The 15,462-nt window shown below is 36.2% G+C and carries 16 protein-coding genes; 7 read left to right on the plus strand and 9 right to left on the minus strand.

What is annotated here, in order from left to right:
• Positions 1-2: 2 nt before the first annotated feature.
• The 4 genes from K9M53_RS09890 to pdhA form a co-directional block, all read right to left on the minus strand.
• Positions 3-725 carry a (Fe-S)-binding protein gene (locus K9M53_RS09890; protein WP_224014339.1) on the minus strand — a complete coding sequence of 241 codons (723 nt, stop codon included), beginning with the start codon at positions 723-725 and terminating at the stop codon, positions 3-5.
• 154 nt (positions 726-879) lie between these two features.
• Complete coding sequence (gene ribH, locus K9M53_RS09895) at positions 880-1,371, minus strand: 6,7-dimethyl-8-ribityllumazine synthase (protein WP_224014341.1); 492 nt, start codon at positions 1,369-1,371, stop codon at positions 880-882.
• A 3-nt stretch (positions 1,372-1,374) separates the two neighbouring features.
• A complete protein-coding gene (locus K9M53_RS09900; RefSeq protein WP_224014343.1) occupies positions 1,375-2,091 on the minus strand; it encodes a tetratricopeptide repeat protein in 717 nt (238 codons plus the stop codon).
• Positions 2,092-2,111: 20 nt separating this feature from the next.
• Positions 2,112-3,104 carry a pyruvate dehydrogenase (acetyl-transferring) E1 component subunit alpha gene (pdhA, locus tag K9M53_RS09905; protein WP_224014345.1) on the minus strand — a complete coding sequence of 331 codons (993 nt, stop codon included), beginning with the start codon at positions 3,102-3,104 and terminating at the stop codon, positions 2,112-2,114.
• A gap of 306 nt (positions 3,105-3,410) precedes the next feature.
• Here pdhA and K9M53_RS09910 point away from each other — a divergent pair, with 306 nt between their 5' ends.
• The 5 genes from K9M53_RS09910 to K9M53_RS09930 are packed head-to-tail and all read left to right on the plus strand — an operon-like array spanning position 3,411 to position 8,803.
• Complete coding sequence (locus K9M53_RS09910; RefSeq protein ID WP_224014347.1) at positions 3,411-4,016, plus strand: hypothetical protein; 606 nt, start codon at positions 3,411-3,413, stop codon at positions 4,014-4,016.
• A complete protein-coding gene (locus K9M53_RS09915) occupies positions 4,013-5,983 on the plus strand; it encodes a hypothetical protein (protein ID WP_224014350.1) in 1,971 nt (656 codons plus the stop codon). Before K9M53_RS09910 ends, K9M53_RS09915 begins: the two co-directional genes overlap by 4 nt.
• Positions 5,984-6,001: 18 nt before the next feature.
• Positions 6,002-7,354 carry a hypothetical protein gene (locus K9M53_RS09920; protein WP_224014352.1) on the plus strand — a complete coding sequence of 451 codons (1,353 nt, stop codon included), beginning with the start codon at positions 6,002-6,004 and terminating at the stop codon, positions 7,352-7,354.
• Positions 7,355-7,391: 37 nt separating this feature from the next.
• A complete protein-coding gene (gene recF / locus K9M53_RS09925; protein ID WP_224014355.1) occupies positions 7,392-8,462 on the plus strand; it encodes a DNA replication/repair protein RecF in 1,071 nt (356 codons plus the stop codon).
• A gap of 59 nt (positions 8,463-8,521) precedes the next feature.
• A complete protein-coding gene (locus tag K9M53_RS09930; RefSeq protein WP_224014357.1) occupies positions 8,522-8,803 on the plus strand; it encodes a DUF721 domain-containing protein in 282 nt (93 codons plus the stop codon).
• Positions 8,804-8,873: 70 nt separating this feature from the next.
• Here the strand turns inward: K9M53_RS09930 and K9M53_RS09935 are convergent, their stop codons facing one another.
• Genes K9M53_RS09935 through K9M53_RS09945 form a run of 3 tightly spaced genes read right to left on the minus strand, consistent with a single transcriptional unit; the run spans position 8,874 to position 11,629 of the window.
• On the minus strand, positions 8,874-9,917 hold the full coding sequence (locus tag K9M53_RS09935; protein ID WP_224014359.1) for an ABC transporter permease: 1,044 nt from the start codon (positions 9,915-9,917) through the stop codon (positions 8,874-8,876).
• 17 nt (positions 9,918-9,934) lie between these two features.
• A complete protein-coding gene (locus K9M53_RS09940; RefSeq protein WP_224014361.1) occupies positions 9,935-11,056 on the minus strand; it encodes a BT_3928 family protein in 1,122 nt (373 codons plus the stop codon).
• A gap of 30 nt (positions 11,057-11,086) precedes the next feature.
• Positions 11,087-11,629 (minus strand): DUF1599 domain-containing protein, encoded by a 543-nt coding sequence (locus K9M53_RS09945; RefSeq protein WP_224014363.1) that lies wholly within the window; start codon positions 11,627-11,629, stop codon positions 11,087-11,089.
• A 54-nt stretch (positions 11,630-11,683) separates the two neighbouring features.
• On the opposite strand from K9M53_RS09945, the gene folP reads away from it, so the two are divergent.
• Both folP and K9M53_RS09955 read left to right on the plus strand, forming a co-directional pair.
• Positions 11,684-12,526 (plus strand): dihydropteroate synthase, encoded by an 843-nt coding sequence (gene folP, locus K9M53_RS09950; protein ID WP_224014365.1) that lies wholly within the window; start codon positions 11,684-11,686, stop codon positions 12,524-12,526.
• 12 nt (positions 12,527-12,538) lie between these two features.
• Entirely contained in the window at positions 12,539-13,129 is a 591-nt protein-coding gene (locus tag K9M53_RS09955) for a DNA-3-methyladenine glycosylase I (RefSeq protein ID WP_224014367.1), read from the plus strand.
• A 73-nt stretch (positions 13,130-13,202) separates the two neighbouring features.
• Here K9M53_RS09955 and K9M53_RS09960 read toward each other — a convergent pair whose 3' ends face one another.
• A complete protein-coding gene (locus K9M53_RS09960) occupies positions 13,203-14,228 on the minus strand; it encodes an FKBP-type peptidyl-prolyl cis-trans isomerase (RefSeq protein WP_224014369.1) in 1,026 nt (341 codons plus the stop codon).
• Positions 14,229-14,241: 13 nt separating this feature from the next.
• Positions 14,242-15,300, minus strand: coding sequence for a DHH family phosphoesterase (locus tag K9M53_RS09965; protein WP_224014371.1), 1,059 nt, complete (start codon positions 15,298-15,300; stop codon positions 14,242-14,244).
• Between the last annotated feature and the right edge of the window lie 162 nt (positions 15,301-15,462).

Below are 15,462 nucleotides of genomic sequence, written 5' to 3' on the forward strand. Positions count from 1 at the left end.
GCTTATTCCCAGCCACTTGCCAATACATCTGCAATATGCATTGTTTTTAACGGCAGGTGTTTGCCTTTAATATACCCGTCGATATGCATTAAGCAACTTAAGTCTGTAGAGATAATATATTCTGCTTTTGTCTCCAGCGCATTGCTTGTTTTTTGATCTGCCATGCCGATAGAGATCGATTCAAACTTAACGGCAAATGTTCCACCGAAACCGCAGCAGGTTTCTACATCGTTCATCTCGGTTAACTGCAATCCTTTTACATGATTTAATAATTTCCGGGGAGCTTCTTTTATTTTACATTCACGTAATGCAGCACAGCTGTCGTGGTAAGTAGCTTTTGCATTAAACACAGCGCCGAAATTTTCGATCTTTAATACGTCTGTTAAAAATTCCGTGAACTCGTATATGCGTTTGCTTAGGTCTTTAACCTGGTTATGCAAAGAAGAGTTTTCGAATAGCTTAGAATAGTAATTACGTACAAAGCCTACACAACTGGCACTTGGCGCAATAATATAATCAACGCCTTCAAAATCTTTAATAAATTTAGTAGCCACATCTCTTGCTTCGTCCCAAAAGCCGGCATTGAACGCCGGTTGCCCGCAACAGGTCTGATTGGTATTGTAAGAAACCTCGCAAGTAGCTTTCTCCAATACCTTCACCATATTAAACGCTGTTTGCGGATAAAGCTGATCGACAAAACATGGTATGAATAGTTGAACCTTCATTTATGATTACACTTAGAACTAATTACACTAATTTTTACTTCATCGTTGGATACATGTCTCACAAATTACGCTTCAATAAAGCTTAATAAAGATATGCCCTGCAAGTGAGTGACACAACTATGTTGAATAAAGAACAAGTGCCTGTATCAAAAAATCAAATAGCATTTGTCAAGGCGATCATCTTAATAGCGGTTATTGCAGCTTCTTCTCCTTTATGCCCATGCTTGCCTCCTGTTCTTTCATCTGCCTGTTGCTGGTTATCTACTGTTAATATTCCAAAAATAGTTGGAACCGGCAATAATAAATTTAATTGAGACACACCACTTGTTACAGACTGACAAACATAATCGAAATGCGGTGTATCGCCACGCAATACACAACCCAAGGTAATAAAAGCAGCAGGCTCGTCTTGCTTGCCTTTATGTATATCCCAATAGGTTTTTACCGCAAAGGGAATTTCAAAGGCACCCGGCACCGTTAGTACGGTAAAAGAAATCTTATGTTGGTCCAAAACTTTTCTGCAACCTTCATCCAATTTATCGATGATAGCTGCATTCCATTCGGTACGCACAATTACTACACAGGCATCCTTTGGTAGTTGGATGCCTGTGATATTATATAAGTTAGATGATTCTATTGTTGCCATAGCTTAATTCAATACACCTAAGCGTGCTAAGTATTTATCCATTTCAGCAGCATGAGCGCTTTTAGGATAATTGTCTCTTAATTTTTTATACGTTTCGATGGCATCATCTTTTTTACCGATGCTTTCCGCATAACGACCGGCTTTGTACAGCGCTTCTCCGCTAATAAAGTCATCTTTTTCGTTTACCGAAGCTGCCTTTTTATAAAAGCTCAATGCATCATCTGATTTGTTTTGTTCAGAATAAGCATCGCCCAACAAAGAATATACAGTGGCTTGCACCTGGTCTGCATCGGTAGTAGAAAAATCATTTAAGTACTTAATAGCTTTATCGTACTCTTTTAAATGAAGATAACAAGCACCTGCAATGAGTTTTGCACGATTGCCAGCAGGAGTGCTTCCGTAATTATTTATAATTTTCACAACGCCTGATGTTACACCTGTACCACCATTTAAAACAATATTGATGGAGTCTTTATTAAATCCTTGCTGGGTCATTTTATCAAACAGGCTTTCTGCCTGGAATAAAGCGTCGTTAGCGCTATCCTGCTTAGGAAGCACTACATAATTTTTGTAAACCCACCATCCGCCTACTACTAAAATGATGGCACAGCTTACATAAATGATGATCTTGCTGAAACGATCCCAAAAATCTTTGGCTTTACCCAACGCTGCATCTACTTCTTCATTACCTGTATTGATCACAGTTTTTTGCTCTGACATTTATTTTTCGTTTAGTTTAGTTAGTCAACAATAAAAGGATAATCAGCCTGCACGTACACATCTTTCAATAATTCATCATCACTTGGCCAAGGGCTTTCTTCTGCAAATTGAACCGATTCTTCCACCTGTGCTTTCACTCTTTCTTCGATTGCATCAATATCTGCATCAGCAATTTTAAAATCATCTTTTAAAATTTTCAGAACATGATCAATAGGATCTCTCTGCTTGTATTCTTCCAATTCTTCTTTAGTACGATATTTAGAAGGATCACTCATACTATGTCCTTTATAGCGATACGTCTTTATCTCTAATAAAGTAGGTCCGTTCTTTTCTCTTGCTCTGTTTACTGCACGTAATACAGCGTTGTGAACTTCTTCAGGACTCATACCATCTACACTATCGCTAGGCATTTCGTATGCATCTCCAAACTTGTAAATATCCAGCACATTGCTGGTACGGGCAACCGAAGTTCCCATAGCGTAATTATTATTTTCGCAAATAAACACCACCGGTAGTTTCCACAACATTGCCATATTAAAGGCTTCATGCAACATACCCTGACGGGCAGCGCCATCGCCAAAGAAGCAAAGCACTACATTATTCGTTCCTTTGTATCTTTCGGCAAAAGCCAACCCTGCACCGGGTCCTATTTGTCCACCCACAATACCATGTCCGCCAAAAAAGCCTTGTTCTACACCAAAAAAGTGCATGCTTCCTCCCTTTCCTTTGCTGCAACCGGTAGCTTTACCGTACAGTTCAGCCATACAACTTTTAGGAGTAACGCCTTTTGCAATTGCCAAAGCGTGATCACGATATGCGGTAATGAATTTATCTTCCGGATTTGTTGCTGTCATACAACCTGCAGCAACCGCTTCCTGCCCAATGTATAAATGGCAAAAGCCGCGTATTTTCTGCATTCCATACAATTGCCCGGTTTTTTCCTCAAAACGGCGCAATAAAAGCATCAGTTCGTACCAATACAGGTAGGTTTCTTTTGAGAATTTAGTAGCCAAAGGATTAATAATTTTAGGCGGCAAAGATAAGGGAGAAATGATAATTTACGATGGCTGATTTATGAATTAAGATTTATGGGATTTTTTGGGTTACGGGCGGTAGTTCCTTGTTTGAACTTTAGTAGCAGAGTTTATCCTGAAGCTAAGAAGGACTCCGTTCAACTTTATCTTTCAATTTCACTTTTATTAATACACATGTAAATTCTACTTACTATATTTGACACTTAATTTTTTACTGTGCCGAAAAAGTATCTTTCCCTTATTATTATCTCCCTTTCATTGATATTTCAAAGCTGCTTCGAAATAGTGGAACAGGTACAAATGAAGAATGACGGGTCGGGCAGTTTTCAGCTGACATTGAATTTAAGCAAGAGCAAAACAAAACTGAATTCGATCTTAAAATTGAAAACAGTGAACGGTCACCCGGTACCTACCAAAGAGGAGATCACCAATAAAATAAACGATGCTAAAAATACACTGGCAAAAACGGATGGCATCAGCAATGTAAAAACTACTATTGATTTTGAGAATTACATCTTTTCAATATCGTACGATTTTAATAGCGTTGCCAATCTCAATAAAGCCATCAAAACTATAAAGCTTAAAGAAAAGGTTACCGGCAATTTACTGGATGACAATTATGCATACGATGCGACCACCAAAACATTTCAACGAAAAAACAATGCCGATCCTAAAACCCTGTATGCTAAAATGAGCAATGCCGATAAAGAAGTTTTGTCAGATGCCAATTACACTTGTATCTATAAATTCGAATCGGACATTACAACCTTCACTAATAAAGATGCCAAGCTTTCTGCCAACAAAAAAGCAGTAATGCTGAAACAAAGCATGCAAAACATCTTAACCGGGAAAAAATCTATTGAAAATAAAATAAACATCACCAAACAATGAGAAAGTTCTTTTACAGCTTATGTGTTATTACGTTGATCAGCAGCCATGCTTTTTCGCAGGACTTACTGGATAAAATTCCTGTAACAGCATCCGTAGTTATAAAATATTCCGGCACTTCCCTATCTGCCAAGCTTCCGGCAAAAAAGTTTGATTCTTATACTATCCTAAAGAAGAATATTTTTTCTGAGCTGAAGATCAATAAAAAACTTTCATTAGATGACCTGGGAATAAATATGCAGCAGGATGCTTACCAATATTTTATTTCTACAGATACAACAAAAAGTTTTGTAACAATATTACCGATCAAAGACCTGAACAAGTTTGAAAAATTTATTGCTACAAGAAAAAAATCGGTAAGCATAGAAACAAAAGATGGCTTCAAGTTTTTGCCATTGTCCCATGACAACTACTTAGGTTGGAATAAAAGTTTTGTAACACTTGTAATACAAAGTTATTCCAGCTATAACAATCCTTATTCATGGAACACAAGTTACCCAAGAAGATATAATGATTATCCTGCTGCCGATTCTACAATGGTAGACAGCGTAAAGGTTGTTGCAGATACTGCAGCAGTGGCTGTAGACACAGTTATGTCCGGTAAAATCGCTGCCCCTCCTGTTATAGATGCCGGAAACGTTATTGAGCAAAAGATGGCTGACGAAAAACCACCTATGGCAGATTCTACTGCTGCTGCAATAATTCCCCAAACAGACTCTACTACAATCAGCAACAACAGCTATAACGATAGTGCCTACGAAGCCCAGGCAGCATTGGAGAATCTTACTAAAAAAACATTGGCATTAGCGCTTTTAGAAAATACATTTACCGGCAGCATTACTTCTTTTAAAACAAACAGTTTGTTGGAAAAAGTAGTTAACAAGAATGCAGATATTTATGCATGGCTGCAACCCGGCATGTTGTTAAACAATCTCTACTCGCCATACCGTTATTCGCCCTACAATTACTCGTATTATAACAGGTTGTTTAATTTCAACTTTCTTCAAACGGGTATACACGGAGTAAGTTTATTTTTTGAAAATAACCGTCTTCGTGTAGAATCCAAGTTTACTTCTTCTAATGATAGTATTGCCAAAGCATTCAACTCAATTTACGATAATAAGCAAAATGCAGATATCGTTAATTATGTAAGTCCGGGCGATCTAGGTTACATTTCTCTTTCTTTTAATACCGAATCGCTCATGAATTTTTATTACGATTTTTACGCTAATCTATTCGGTAGTTTTTATGGCAAAAACAAACAACCACTTGTAGATGCCATAAAAGATATAGTAGCAACTATTGTTGATGAGAAAGCAATTGCAAATACCGTTACGGGTAATCATTTATTTGTATTACATGGCTTAACAAATAAAGAAGTTACTTATACAGACTATACATATGATGAAAACTATAACAGCTTCCCGGTATTAAAAACCAAAACAGAATTATCTCCGGATTTCACATACGTTTTTGAAACAAAAAATGAAAAGCTGTTCAATAAGCTGATTGATCTTCCTGTAAAACTAAATACTGACAGCAGTTATAAATATAAAAAAACAGGCAATTTCTACACGCTGGATCTAGGTCCTAATGAGGCAATTGACAAATTATATTTCATGGTCGGCAATGGTAAATGTATCATCACTACATCCTTAAAAGATGTTACGAATCCAATACCAACTTCATCGTTAAACAATTCAGACAAACTGGCTATTTTGAATAATAACTATTTAATAAAGCTGGACGGAGAAAAATTACTGAAAGGCTTTAGCAGCGAAATAAGCAATAAAAGAAATGCTAAAAGCCTGGAATACCTGGAAAATAATGTTGGCAATGTAACTATAGAAAGCGCTGTGAAAGACGGAATGATTCAAAGCTCCGGCATTTTTGACATTAAAGGAAATCACAAGAACAGTCTGGAATACATTTTCAATGTGATTGAAACATTGCTTGAAATGAATAAATAACGTTAAAGACACCTGGTAATGCGCAAATGGAAATGGGTGGTATTAGTACTTTTTATAACTGCTTCTATTGCGTATTATTTTTTATTTTATAAAACTTATAGCAGGAACAGTATTCCGAGATCAGCGGATATTGTTCTTGCTATTGATTTTAAGAAGAACCGCAACACACTACTTTCTTACTTTTTAACAACCCCTTCTGAATGGCATTTAGGTTCCATTTTAAAAACAAAAGACACCAGTATCTTTGATTGGAAGAGTGCACTGGAAATCCCTGATTATATTTTCATCTTTCACTCAAAAAAACAACCGGGAAATATTTTTAATTGCGTACTTACTATAAAAGATGAAGAAGAGTTTGCAAAAGGTTTGAATGCTTATCGATTCTCAAAGATGGGAAATACCAATGGCTTCAACACTTATCTTTCCGATTCCCTACATATTGTTATTATCAAAAAAGATGATCACCTTCTACTAAGCACTGCACCATTTTTAAACGATGTTACAGACATTGCAGATGAACTGTTTACTCAGCAGCAATTTATTGAAGAGAAAACGATTAAAGATATACTTGCTCCTTCTAATCATTTTTCCCTTTATGTTCAGAAGAATTCATTCCTGCAGAACGATGCCATTCTCAATGGAAATTTTTCCAATGGTAAATTACAAATAGATGCTTCTCTCTCTCCCAACTTTTCATTTACTGAAAATAATTTCAATATTACTGACTCTTCTTTATTAAATATTGCTTTTACACAACCACCACTAAAAGCATACGATCTAATATCCCCGGAAACTAAAACCAAAGCATCCGGCGCTTTAAACTTTACTATAGATTCTCTTTTTACTTCACAACATAATTATTACACTTTAGACATCACCGGCATTAAAGAAAAAATTGACTCTGCTATTACTTATACTTATGATGATGATTTTAATAAAATAGAAAAAGTAGTAGTGAATAAAATACAAGAGCCATCTTTCAACTTCACCATATCTCAAAAGCAGCCTGACCTGTTTCAATACTGGATACAAAATAAAAACATAGAAGAAACCACTAACGGAAACATTTTTACTTCCATTCCTTTTGTTAAGACATATACGTTACAAAATGACAGCTCTTTATCACTTTACTCCTATAATTATTCCCACAACAACCCTACCCGGAATTTGAATTGCATTGCATTCGCAAAGATCAATTTCAGCAGATTACCTGCGAATCTCTTAAAGTATTTCCCCTCTGATATTTCTGCCCTTTTTTCAAAACTGCAGACATTTGAATTTATTATGTCAAACAAACAAGCAGCTATTGAATTACGTATTTCAATTGACAGTAAGGTAAAGGACAAACCATTCTTATTGTCATTTCGATAGCAGGCAAATTGAAGGCTTAGAGTTATCTTGCATCTTAATGCCGACGCTTTCCAAAATACTAATTACACAGTTCAGAAATTACAGTTTTTCTTCTTTCGATTTTAAAGAAAGGATTATCGGCATTTGCGGACTGAACGGAAAGGGCAAAACCAATTTATTGGATGTCATTTATTACCTCTGCTTTACAAAAAGTTTTTTTTCAAAAACCAACACTTTAAACATTCAATTTGGTACAGATGGTTTTAGACTGGAAGGATATTTTGATCCTGATAAAGTTGTCTGCATACAAAGAGCAACAGGCAAAAAGGATCTATCGCTGAACGATGTTCCTTATGAGAAATATTCGCAGCATATCGGCAAATTTCCCTGTGTTATGATCGCTCCGGACGATATTGAATTAATAACGGGAGGCAGCGAAGAACGCAGACGCTTTGTGGACACCATTCTTTCTCAATTGGATGCAAATTATCTGCAGCAATTGATCCAATACAATAAAATATTACAACAACGCAATAGCTTGTTAAAACTATCTGCAGAGCAAGGAAAAACAGATTGGGAACTGTTGGATGTACTGGACAAACAACTGCTTGCTCCGGGAAAATATATTCACAGTAAGCGTAAAGAGCACACAGAGAGATTAATTCCATTAGTGCAGCAATTTTACAAGTCCATTGCTGCCAATGATGAAACAGTTTTGTTACAATATGAAAGTAAGCTTAACAACAATAACTTAGAATTATTGCTGGCGCAATATCGCGATAGAGATCTTTTATCGCAACGCAGCAATGTTGGTATTCACAAAGACGATATCAATATTTTTTTAAATGATCAGTCTTTTAAAAATATTGCTTCACAAGGGCAAAGAAAAAGCCTCTTGTTTGCTTTAAAATTAGCCGAGTTTGAAATATTAAAAACTGCCAAAGGTTTTGCTCCGCTCCTTTTGTTAGATGATGTGTTTGAGAAATTAGACGATGTGCGTATGCAAAATCTTTTACATTGGGTTTGTAAAGAAAATACAGGACAGGTTTTTATTACGGACACACACCGTGAACGGCTGGAATTGGCATTTGTGAGTTTACATACTCCTTACCAGATCATTCAGCTATGATAGGAATATACTAATAAAGATTTCATTATTGACCATTCACAATTCATTACTTTTGTTCTATGAGCGAGTTTTCCATGCAAGATGCAATTAAGCAGTTTTTAAGGCAGAGCCGTTTAAAAAGCGGTATCCAGGCTTTGCAGATCGAAGATGTATGGGAACAGATCATGGGAAAAACAATTGCCAAATACACGAATAAAATCCAGATCATCAACCAAACTTTATTCATCAATACTACAGTTGCTCCGTTAAAGAATGAATTGCTTTACCAGAAAGATAAAATAATGGAAAGGGTAAATGAAGCGTTAGGAGAAAAAGTAATTAAGGATGTAGTGATACAATAGATAAACGTGAGACGTTAAAAGTCAAGCAGAAATTTACAATTTTCATCTTCCACTTCTCACGCTTTACGTTCTACAGCTTCACTCTTGGATCAACAATACCATACAGCACATCTGCCATCATATTTATTATAATAAAAATACAGGCACTCAACAATACAGCACCCATTACTACAGGATAATCCAATTTACCCAATGCATCAACTGTTATTTTACCAATACCTTTCCAGCCAAAAATATATTCCACAAAAAAAGCGCCGGCCAGCAGTTCAGCAAACCAGCCGGTAATAGCCGTAATAACAGGGTTCAATGCATTACGCAACGCATGTTTAAATACAACAGTTTGCTTATTTAAGCCTTTTGCATATGCCGTACGAATATAATCCTGGCTCAATACATCCAACATTGAGCTGCGTGTTAATTGTGTAATAATTGCAAGGGGGCGAATGCCCAGCGTAAATGCAGGCAACAATAAATTTTTAATGGTCAGATATTTTTCACCCGTTACTTCATCCATGTCAAACCAGCTTCCTGTTAAATTCAAACCGGTATAAGCATGCAATACTACTCCAAACAGAAACGCAATAATTATCGCCATAAAAAAAGAAGGAGCTGATATGCCTGCAATGCTGGCGAACACAGCTGAAGTATCCATCCAGGTTCCTTTTTTTACCGCTGCCAATACACCCAATAAAATACCAATGATGGTTGCAAACAACATAGCTGTTACAGCTAACAATATTGTTCCCGGCAAGGCCTCCAGCAAAACATCTGTTACATTTTTTTTGGTTTGATAACTTTTACGGAGATAAGGAATTTTTATACCCACTTTCGTTGTTCCGCCGATAAACAATCCTTTCAGTTGCTTTTTCTCTATTTCACTTTTATTGTGAATACAGAGCGGAGAAACGTCATTCAGGTAAAGAAGAAACTGTTTCCATTTTGGCTGATCGAGATAAAGATCTTTGCGAATATTATCCAGTGTTTTTTTATCTCCTGTTTGCCCGATCAATAATTTTGCAGGATCACCCAACCCTTGAAACATAATAAACACTAATGCTACCACTCCTAATAGCACCAATATCGAGTAAAATATTTTGCGGATGAAGAGGATCAATTATCTGGTATTAATTACTAATTCTTAATGGCTTTATTTATATCCGCCCAGCTCCATTTCCCTTGAACAATAGGCCCGTTCATTAAAAAAACGGTAGGATTGCAGCGAGCAGCTGTTTTTATAGCTATACCATCACATATCAATACCGGCAGGTTGTATTGATGTTTTACATTCATAAACGCATTCACATTTTGCTTATCTGCAGTTACAATATAAAGCGGTCTCTTTTGTTCCTTTGCTTTTTTATATAATTGCTCAAAACCTTTTTGCCAATCTCCTTTTGCTTCATCTAAAATTTTAATAAAGAAAAGATAGTACTGATCATGCTGGCCAAGAACAGCATCTGTTACATCGCTACCATTATCATCTGTTAAAGAAAAATCATTGATGAGAGGAAGTTTGCCATTGCCCTTTTCTGTTAATGTTTTCTTTTGATCAACAAACTGCCAGGTTGAATCGGGCAGGTTGTCCATTCCAAATTCTTTTTGTTCGTTTCCTTTTTTATAAATGAAAGAATATGCAAACTTATCAAATGTAGCATCTGCAGGCATTTTACGAAGCTCCAGGATATCATTTCCTTTTTTATAGGGAAGACAATCTACTATCGGCAAATGCTCCAAGGCATTGGATTGCAAATAGACAGTTGCCATTAATGCTATTACCAATAGCGTAATCAAATGCATTGTTCTAAATAAAGGGAGAATATATTTTTGTCCTAACAGCAATATTATTATCAGTATCATCAATACAACATCCTTGGTAAATGTTTGAACAGGTGTTAAAGGAATACATTCCCCAAAACAACCGCAGGTACGTATTTTACCACTGAATAAAACATAGCTTGTAAGAAAAAGAAAGAATATCATTAATAATGCCAATGCCCAGGTAACAAACTTTCTTTTCCATCCAAGTAATAATGCTACACCCAATCCTACTTCTAAGGTATTCATCAGCATGGATAACATCAGGGAATGATCACTCAGCCAACTCCAAATGCCTGTAACGCTGCCACCTGACCATGCTTCAAAAAACTCCTGCATCTTGTAGGCCAACCCCAAAGGATCGATCGCTTTTACCAATCCTGAAAAAATAAATAGAGCGCCAACTAATATTCGTGCAATGTTAACCGTTAGTTTCATATTTTGGAATTTGTGTTCTGCAATTTGATTTTACTGTTTTCCTTCTCCGATTAATATCAACGCAAAAACCGCATAATTTATAATATCAAAATAATTCGCATCAATTCCCTCGCTTATCAATGTTTTACCTTCATTCATCACCATTTGCCGTATGCGTAACAACTTTGCAAGGATGAGATCCGTGAAGCTTTCCTGGCTCATATCACGCCACGCCTCTCCGTAATCATGATTTTTATCTTCCATTAGTTTTTTAGCAATGGAAACTTTTTCTGTGTATCGTTTTTCTACTTCTGCAACAGGCAATTCTTCTATTTCATCGTTATCAATATCCAATTGAATTAAGCCTATGATCGCATAATTCAGTATCCCTTTAAATTCACTCGTAATATCATCCCCTATCTTTTGTGTTTTCTTTTCCTGTATCGTACGAATACGCTTGGCTTTTATATATATCTGGTCGGCAATGGAAATAGTTCTGTAAACTCTCCATGATGTCCCGTAATCAGCAGTCTTTTTCAAAAATATTTCTTTGCAGGAGTTGATAGCGGCATCATACTGTTGGTTCGTGTTCATCTTTGCTAAATGTCTTATACTTTTGTTATACTCAAAATTAACTGTTTATAGCTGATGTACACACTCAACTGCAAAGGAAAATTATTGGTAATTGAAAGTCCGCTGGTAATGGGAATATTGAATATAACTCCTGATTCATTTTATGAGGGATATTTGGACAAGGAATTGCCTGCAATCGTTTCCCTTGCAGAAGAAATGATCAGCGCTGGTGCCGACATTTTAGACATCGGCGGACAAAGCACCCGTCCCGGAAGTGTGCGCATTTCTGCAGAAGAAGAACTGGATAGGATATTGCCTGTAATACAAGCTATTCTTAAAAAAATGCCTTCTGCCATCATTTCCGTAGATACTTATTATAGCCGCGTGGCCGAAGCTGCCATTGAAAATGGCGCTTCTATTATCAATGATATCAGCGCAGGAAATATGGATAGCAAAATGATCGCAACGGTTGCGTCCTTGCAAATACCCTACATCTGTATGCATATGAAAGGTAGCCCTGACACTATGCAAAATGGTCCCCGTTATGAAAATGTTGTAACGGAAGTATTGGATTTTTTCATAGATAAGATCGCCGAATGTAAAAATGCCGGCATTAATGATGTGATCATAGATCCCGGCTTTGGTTTCGGAAAAACGATAGCGCATAACTTTATCCTGCTGAAATACCTGCATACATTTTCTATGCTTGAGAAGCCAATATTGGCAGGTATTTCAAGAAAGAGTACTGTTTATAAAACATTGGGCACAACCGCTAATGAAGCACTAAACGGAACAACCGTATTAAATACGATTGCTTTGTTAAACGGCGCTTCGATAGTAAGAGTGCATGATGTGAAAGAAGCAAAAGAGGCAATTAAATTAATCAGAACATATAATGAGTCTTCAAACTCCAAATAACAAATTCCAATTATGTCATACTGCATTGCAATAGAAAATATGTCGGGAGAGAGACAATCTTTACACAAAGCTTATCACGATAAATTATATGGATTCCCCATTCACGATGATAATGAATTATTCTGTCGCCTGATACTTGAAATTAACCAGGCAGGATTAAGCTGGGAAACAATATTGAAGAAAGAAACCGGCTTTAGAAAAGCGTATCATAATTTCAATATTAAAAAAGTAGCTGCTTATACAGAAAAAGACAGAGAACGCTTGTTAGCTGATGCCAACATCATTCGCAACCGTTTAAAAATAAATGCTGCTATTGAAAATGCTAAAAGCATTTTACAATTACAAAAAGAATTTGGTTCATTTGAAAAATGGCTGGAACATCATCATCCTAAAACAAAAGAAGAATGGGTAAAGCTATTTAAGAAAACGTTTAAGTTTACCGGTGGTGAAATTGTAAATGAATTTTTAATGAGCATTGGCTATCTGCCGGGGGCACATACTGCTGATTGTAAGATTGGAAAAGCTATTTTAAAAGCAAAGCCGATGTGGTTGATTTCAAGCAGCAAAGAAGCAAAAACTACAAAGACGCAAAAGTCTATTTAAATTTTTTATAAGAATCATACATAAACAATAAAGCCTGTCCAAAAGACAGGCTTTATCTTATTTAAATCGTTCCTTATTTCCTTATTCCTCTTTTAATAGAATCAATCTTTTGTACGGCTTTAATGGAATCCATATAATGTTTTCTCATTGCCATTTGTTTATCCATTTCTGCTTTTTCTTCTGCTCTTGCCTGTGCAGTAGTAATCACATCTACAATTTCAATATCAAAAATTAAGTTTTCATTCGGCTTAATGTCCTGTCTTGAGCCTCTTGGTCCATAACCTAATCCCGAAGGAATAAATATTTTTGCCTTAGCGCCTTTTTTCAATAAAGGCAATGCATCTAACCAACCATCTATTACTCCACGATCTTCAGGTTTCAGATCAATAGGAATAAGATCGGTATGATGGAAATTTGAATCAATGTTAGAATCAAACGCTCTTCCTGTTGACATAGCCCATCCTGTATATTTAACTTTAGGAACCATGCTTGTATCTAAGTTAGGACCTTCCCCCGGAGTAATAATGTGCACGTATGTTCCTTTAGGTGTTTTATCGGCGGTCAAATTATTTTTTGCCAGGTAATCTTTAATTATTTTATCGTCTTTATCTTTTTGCACCAATGTTCTTACAGAATCTCTTTGCATTGCTACCAGCTTCAATTTTTCCTGTGCAGCTTTCGCTTCGATTTCTGTTGTATAAATATTTATGATCTTGTAGGTGTTAACTAAAAATTCTCCTTTTTTAAACATAGGGGGAAGGTTAGCACTCATCTTCATGATAGAATCGATCGACGTTTTAATAACAACACTATCGCCTTGTCTTAAAGTAGAAAAAATGGCAAAATAATCCGGGGGAATCATTGAATCGAATCTACCTATCTGGTTGCCTGTTTCTCTGGAATTTAGCAATATAGTATCTGTGTGAGAATCTTTATAAAATCGATCAACCTGTATTTCAAAAAAATTGCCATAAGCCAATTTTTTCCCTTGACCGTTTGAGATCACTTTATACAACATGCCCGATTTTGTTTTCCTGAACGAATTACACGATACAAGCACTATTGCTAATAAAGCTGATAAATAAAATAAACGTTTCATTATTGGTTTGTATTTAAAATTGATAGTCGCTTAATTGATCTTTATTTTCTTTCATGGCAGCTTTGAACTTTGCCACCACTTCTTCTAACGGTTCTTTATTTTGTCCACCGGCTGCGTTAAAATGTCCACCGCCATTGAAGTATTTTCTTGCAAAAGTATTTACATCAAAATTTCCTTTACTTCTAAAAGAGCTTTTTCGCTCTTCCCCTCTATCTATAATAATAGCAGCCAGTTTAATTCCCTGGATGCTCAAAGGGTAGTTCACCAATCCTTCTGTATCGCCTGTTCTGATATCGTATTTTATCAGGTCGTTTTGTGGAATGGCTATTAAAGCGGTATTGTATTCATAAAATATCTCCATTCTATGCAACAATACATTGCCGATAAATCGGAATCTGTTCTCTAAAAAATTATCGTATAATTCTTCGTGTACCCGTGAATGTTTGAATCCTGTTTTTTTAAGCGCAGCTACCATTTCATGTACGCTTGACGAAGTCGAAGGAAAACGAAAGGAACCTGTATCTGTCATCACTCCTGCATATAAACACTCTGCTACTGCTTCATTTATCTTATCTCCATTGCCTGAACCAACAATAAAATCATACACCATTTCTGCAGTAGAACTTTTATCTGCATTGCTGATGCCGTAAGTAAATTTCTCCACCTGCGGTTCAATATGATGATCAATTAAAATTCTTGTAGCAGTTGCGTTACCTAATTTTTCTTCCATCTTTTTTGTACGACTCAATGTATTAAAGTCTAAACAAAAGATCCATTCTGCTTCATCAATAGCATTATTGGCTGCATTGAACTGACTTTCATAATCCAGCACTTGTTTGCATCCGGGCATCCAGTTTAAAAAAGCCGCCCAGTTGGTGGGCGATATAACTGTAATGCTGTGTCCAAACTGTTTTAGAAAATGATACAAACCCAATGAAGAACCCATCGCATCGCCATCCGGCTTTTGATGAGTTGTAATTACCACTTTACGTGGTTGCGATAATAAAGAATATAGTTCACTTATTTCCTGCATCGGCGGCGCAAAAGTAATTTTAATTAAGTAAACTGCCAATTTAACGCCAAAGGCATGTTTACATTAACAGATAGCTAACGATTTTCTTACCTGATAGTAATTCATGACAACCGGTTTGATTTATCCTAAACCAGAAGGATCATTCTTATATTGAACAATTATTGTCTTTCCTTTATCTTTGCGCCGCCGTAAGCACTTATA

This window comes from Ferruginibacter albus (assembly GCF_020042285.1).
GTDB lineage: Bacteria > Bacteroidota > Bacteroidia > Chitinophagales > Chitinophagaceae > Ferruginibacter > Ferruginibacter albus.

Coding starts and splice junctions, on each gene's coding strand:
- K9M53_RS09960 (WP_224014369.1), bottom strand. CDS start 14,228: ATGAAACGTTTATTTTATTTATCAGCTTTATTAGCAATAGTGCTTGTA.
- K9M53_RS09930 (WP_224014357.1), top strand. CDS start 8,522: ATGAGCGAGTTTTCCATGCAAGATGCAATTAAGCAGTTTTTAAGGCAG.
- ribH (WP_224014341.1), bottom strand. CDS start 1,371: ATGGCAACAATAGAATCATCTAACTTATATAATATCACAGGCATCCAA.
- K9M53_RS09915 (WP_224014350.1), top strand. CDS start 4,013: ATGAGAAAGTTCTTTTACAGCTTATGTGTTATTACGTTGATCAGCAGC.
- recF (WP_224014355.1), top strand. CDS start 7,392: ATGCCGACGCTTTCCAAAATACTAATTACACAGTTCAGAAATTACAGT.
- K9M53_RS09920 (WP_224014352.1), top strand. CDS start 6,002: ATGCGCAAATGGAAATGGGTGGTATTAGTACTTTTTATAACTGCTTCT.
- K9M53_RS09955 (WP_224014367.1), top strand. CDS start 12,539: ATGTCATACTGCATTGCAATAGAAAATATGTCGGGAGAGAGACAATCT.
- K9M53_RS09890 (WP_224014339.1), bottom strand. CDS start 725: ATGAAGGTTCAACTATTCATACCATGTTTTGTCGATCAGCTTTATCCG.
- K9M53_RS09945 (WP_224014363.1), bottom strand. CDS start 11,629: ATGAACACGAACCAACAGTATGATGCCGCTATCAACTCCTGCAAAGAA.
- folP (WP_224014365.1), top strand. CDS start 11,684: ATGTACACACTCAACTGCAAAGGAAAATTATTGGTAATTGAAAGTCCG.
- K9M53_RS09940 (WP_224014361.1), bottom strand. CDS start 11,056: ATGAAACTAACGGTTAACATTGCACGAATATTAGTTGGCGCTCTATTT.
- K9M53_RS09900 (WP_224014343.1), bottom strand. CDS start 2,091: ATGTCAGAGCAAAAAACTGTGATCAATACAGGTAATGAAGAAGTAGAT.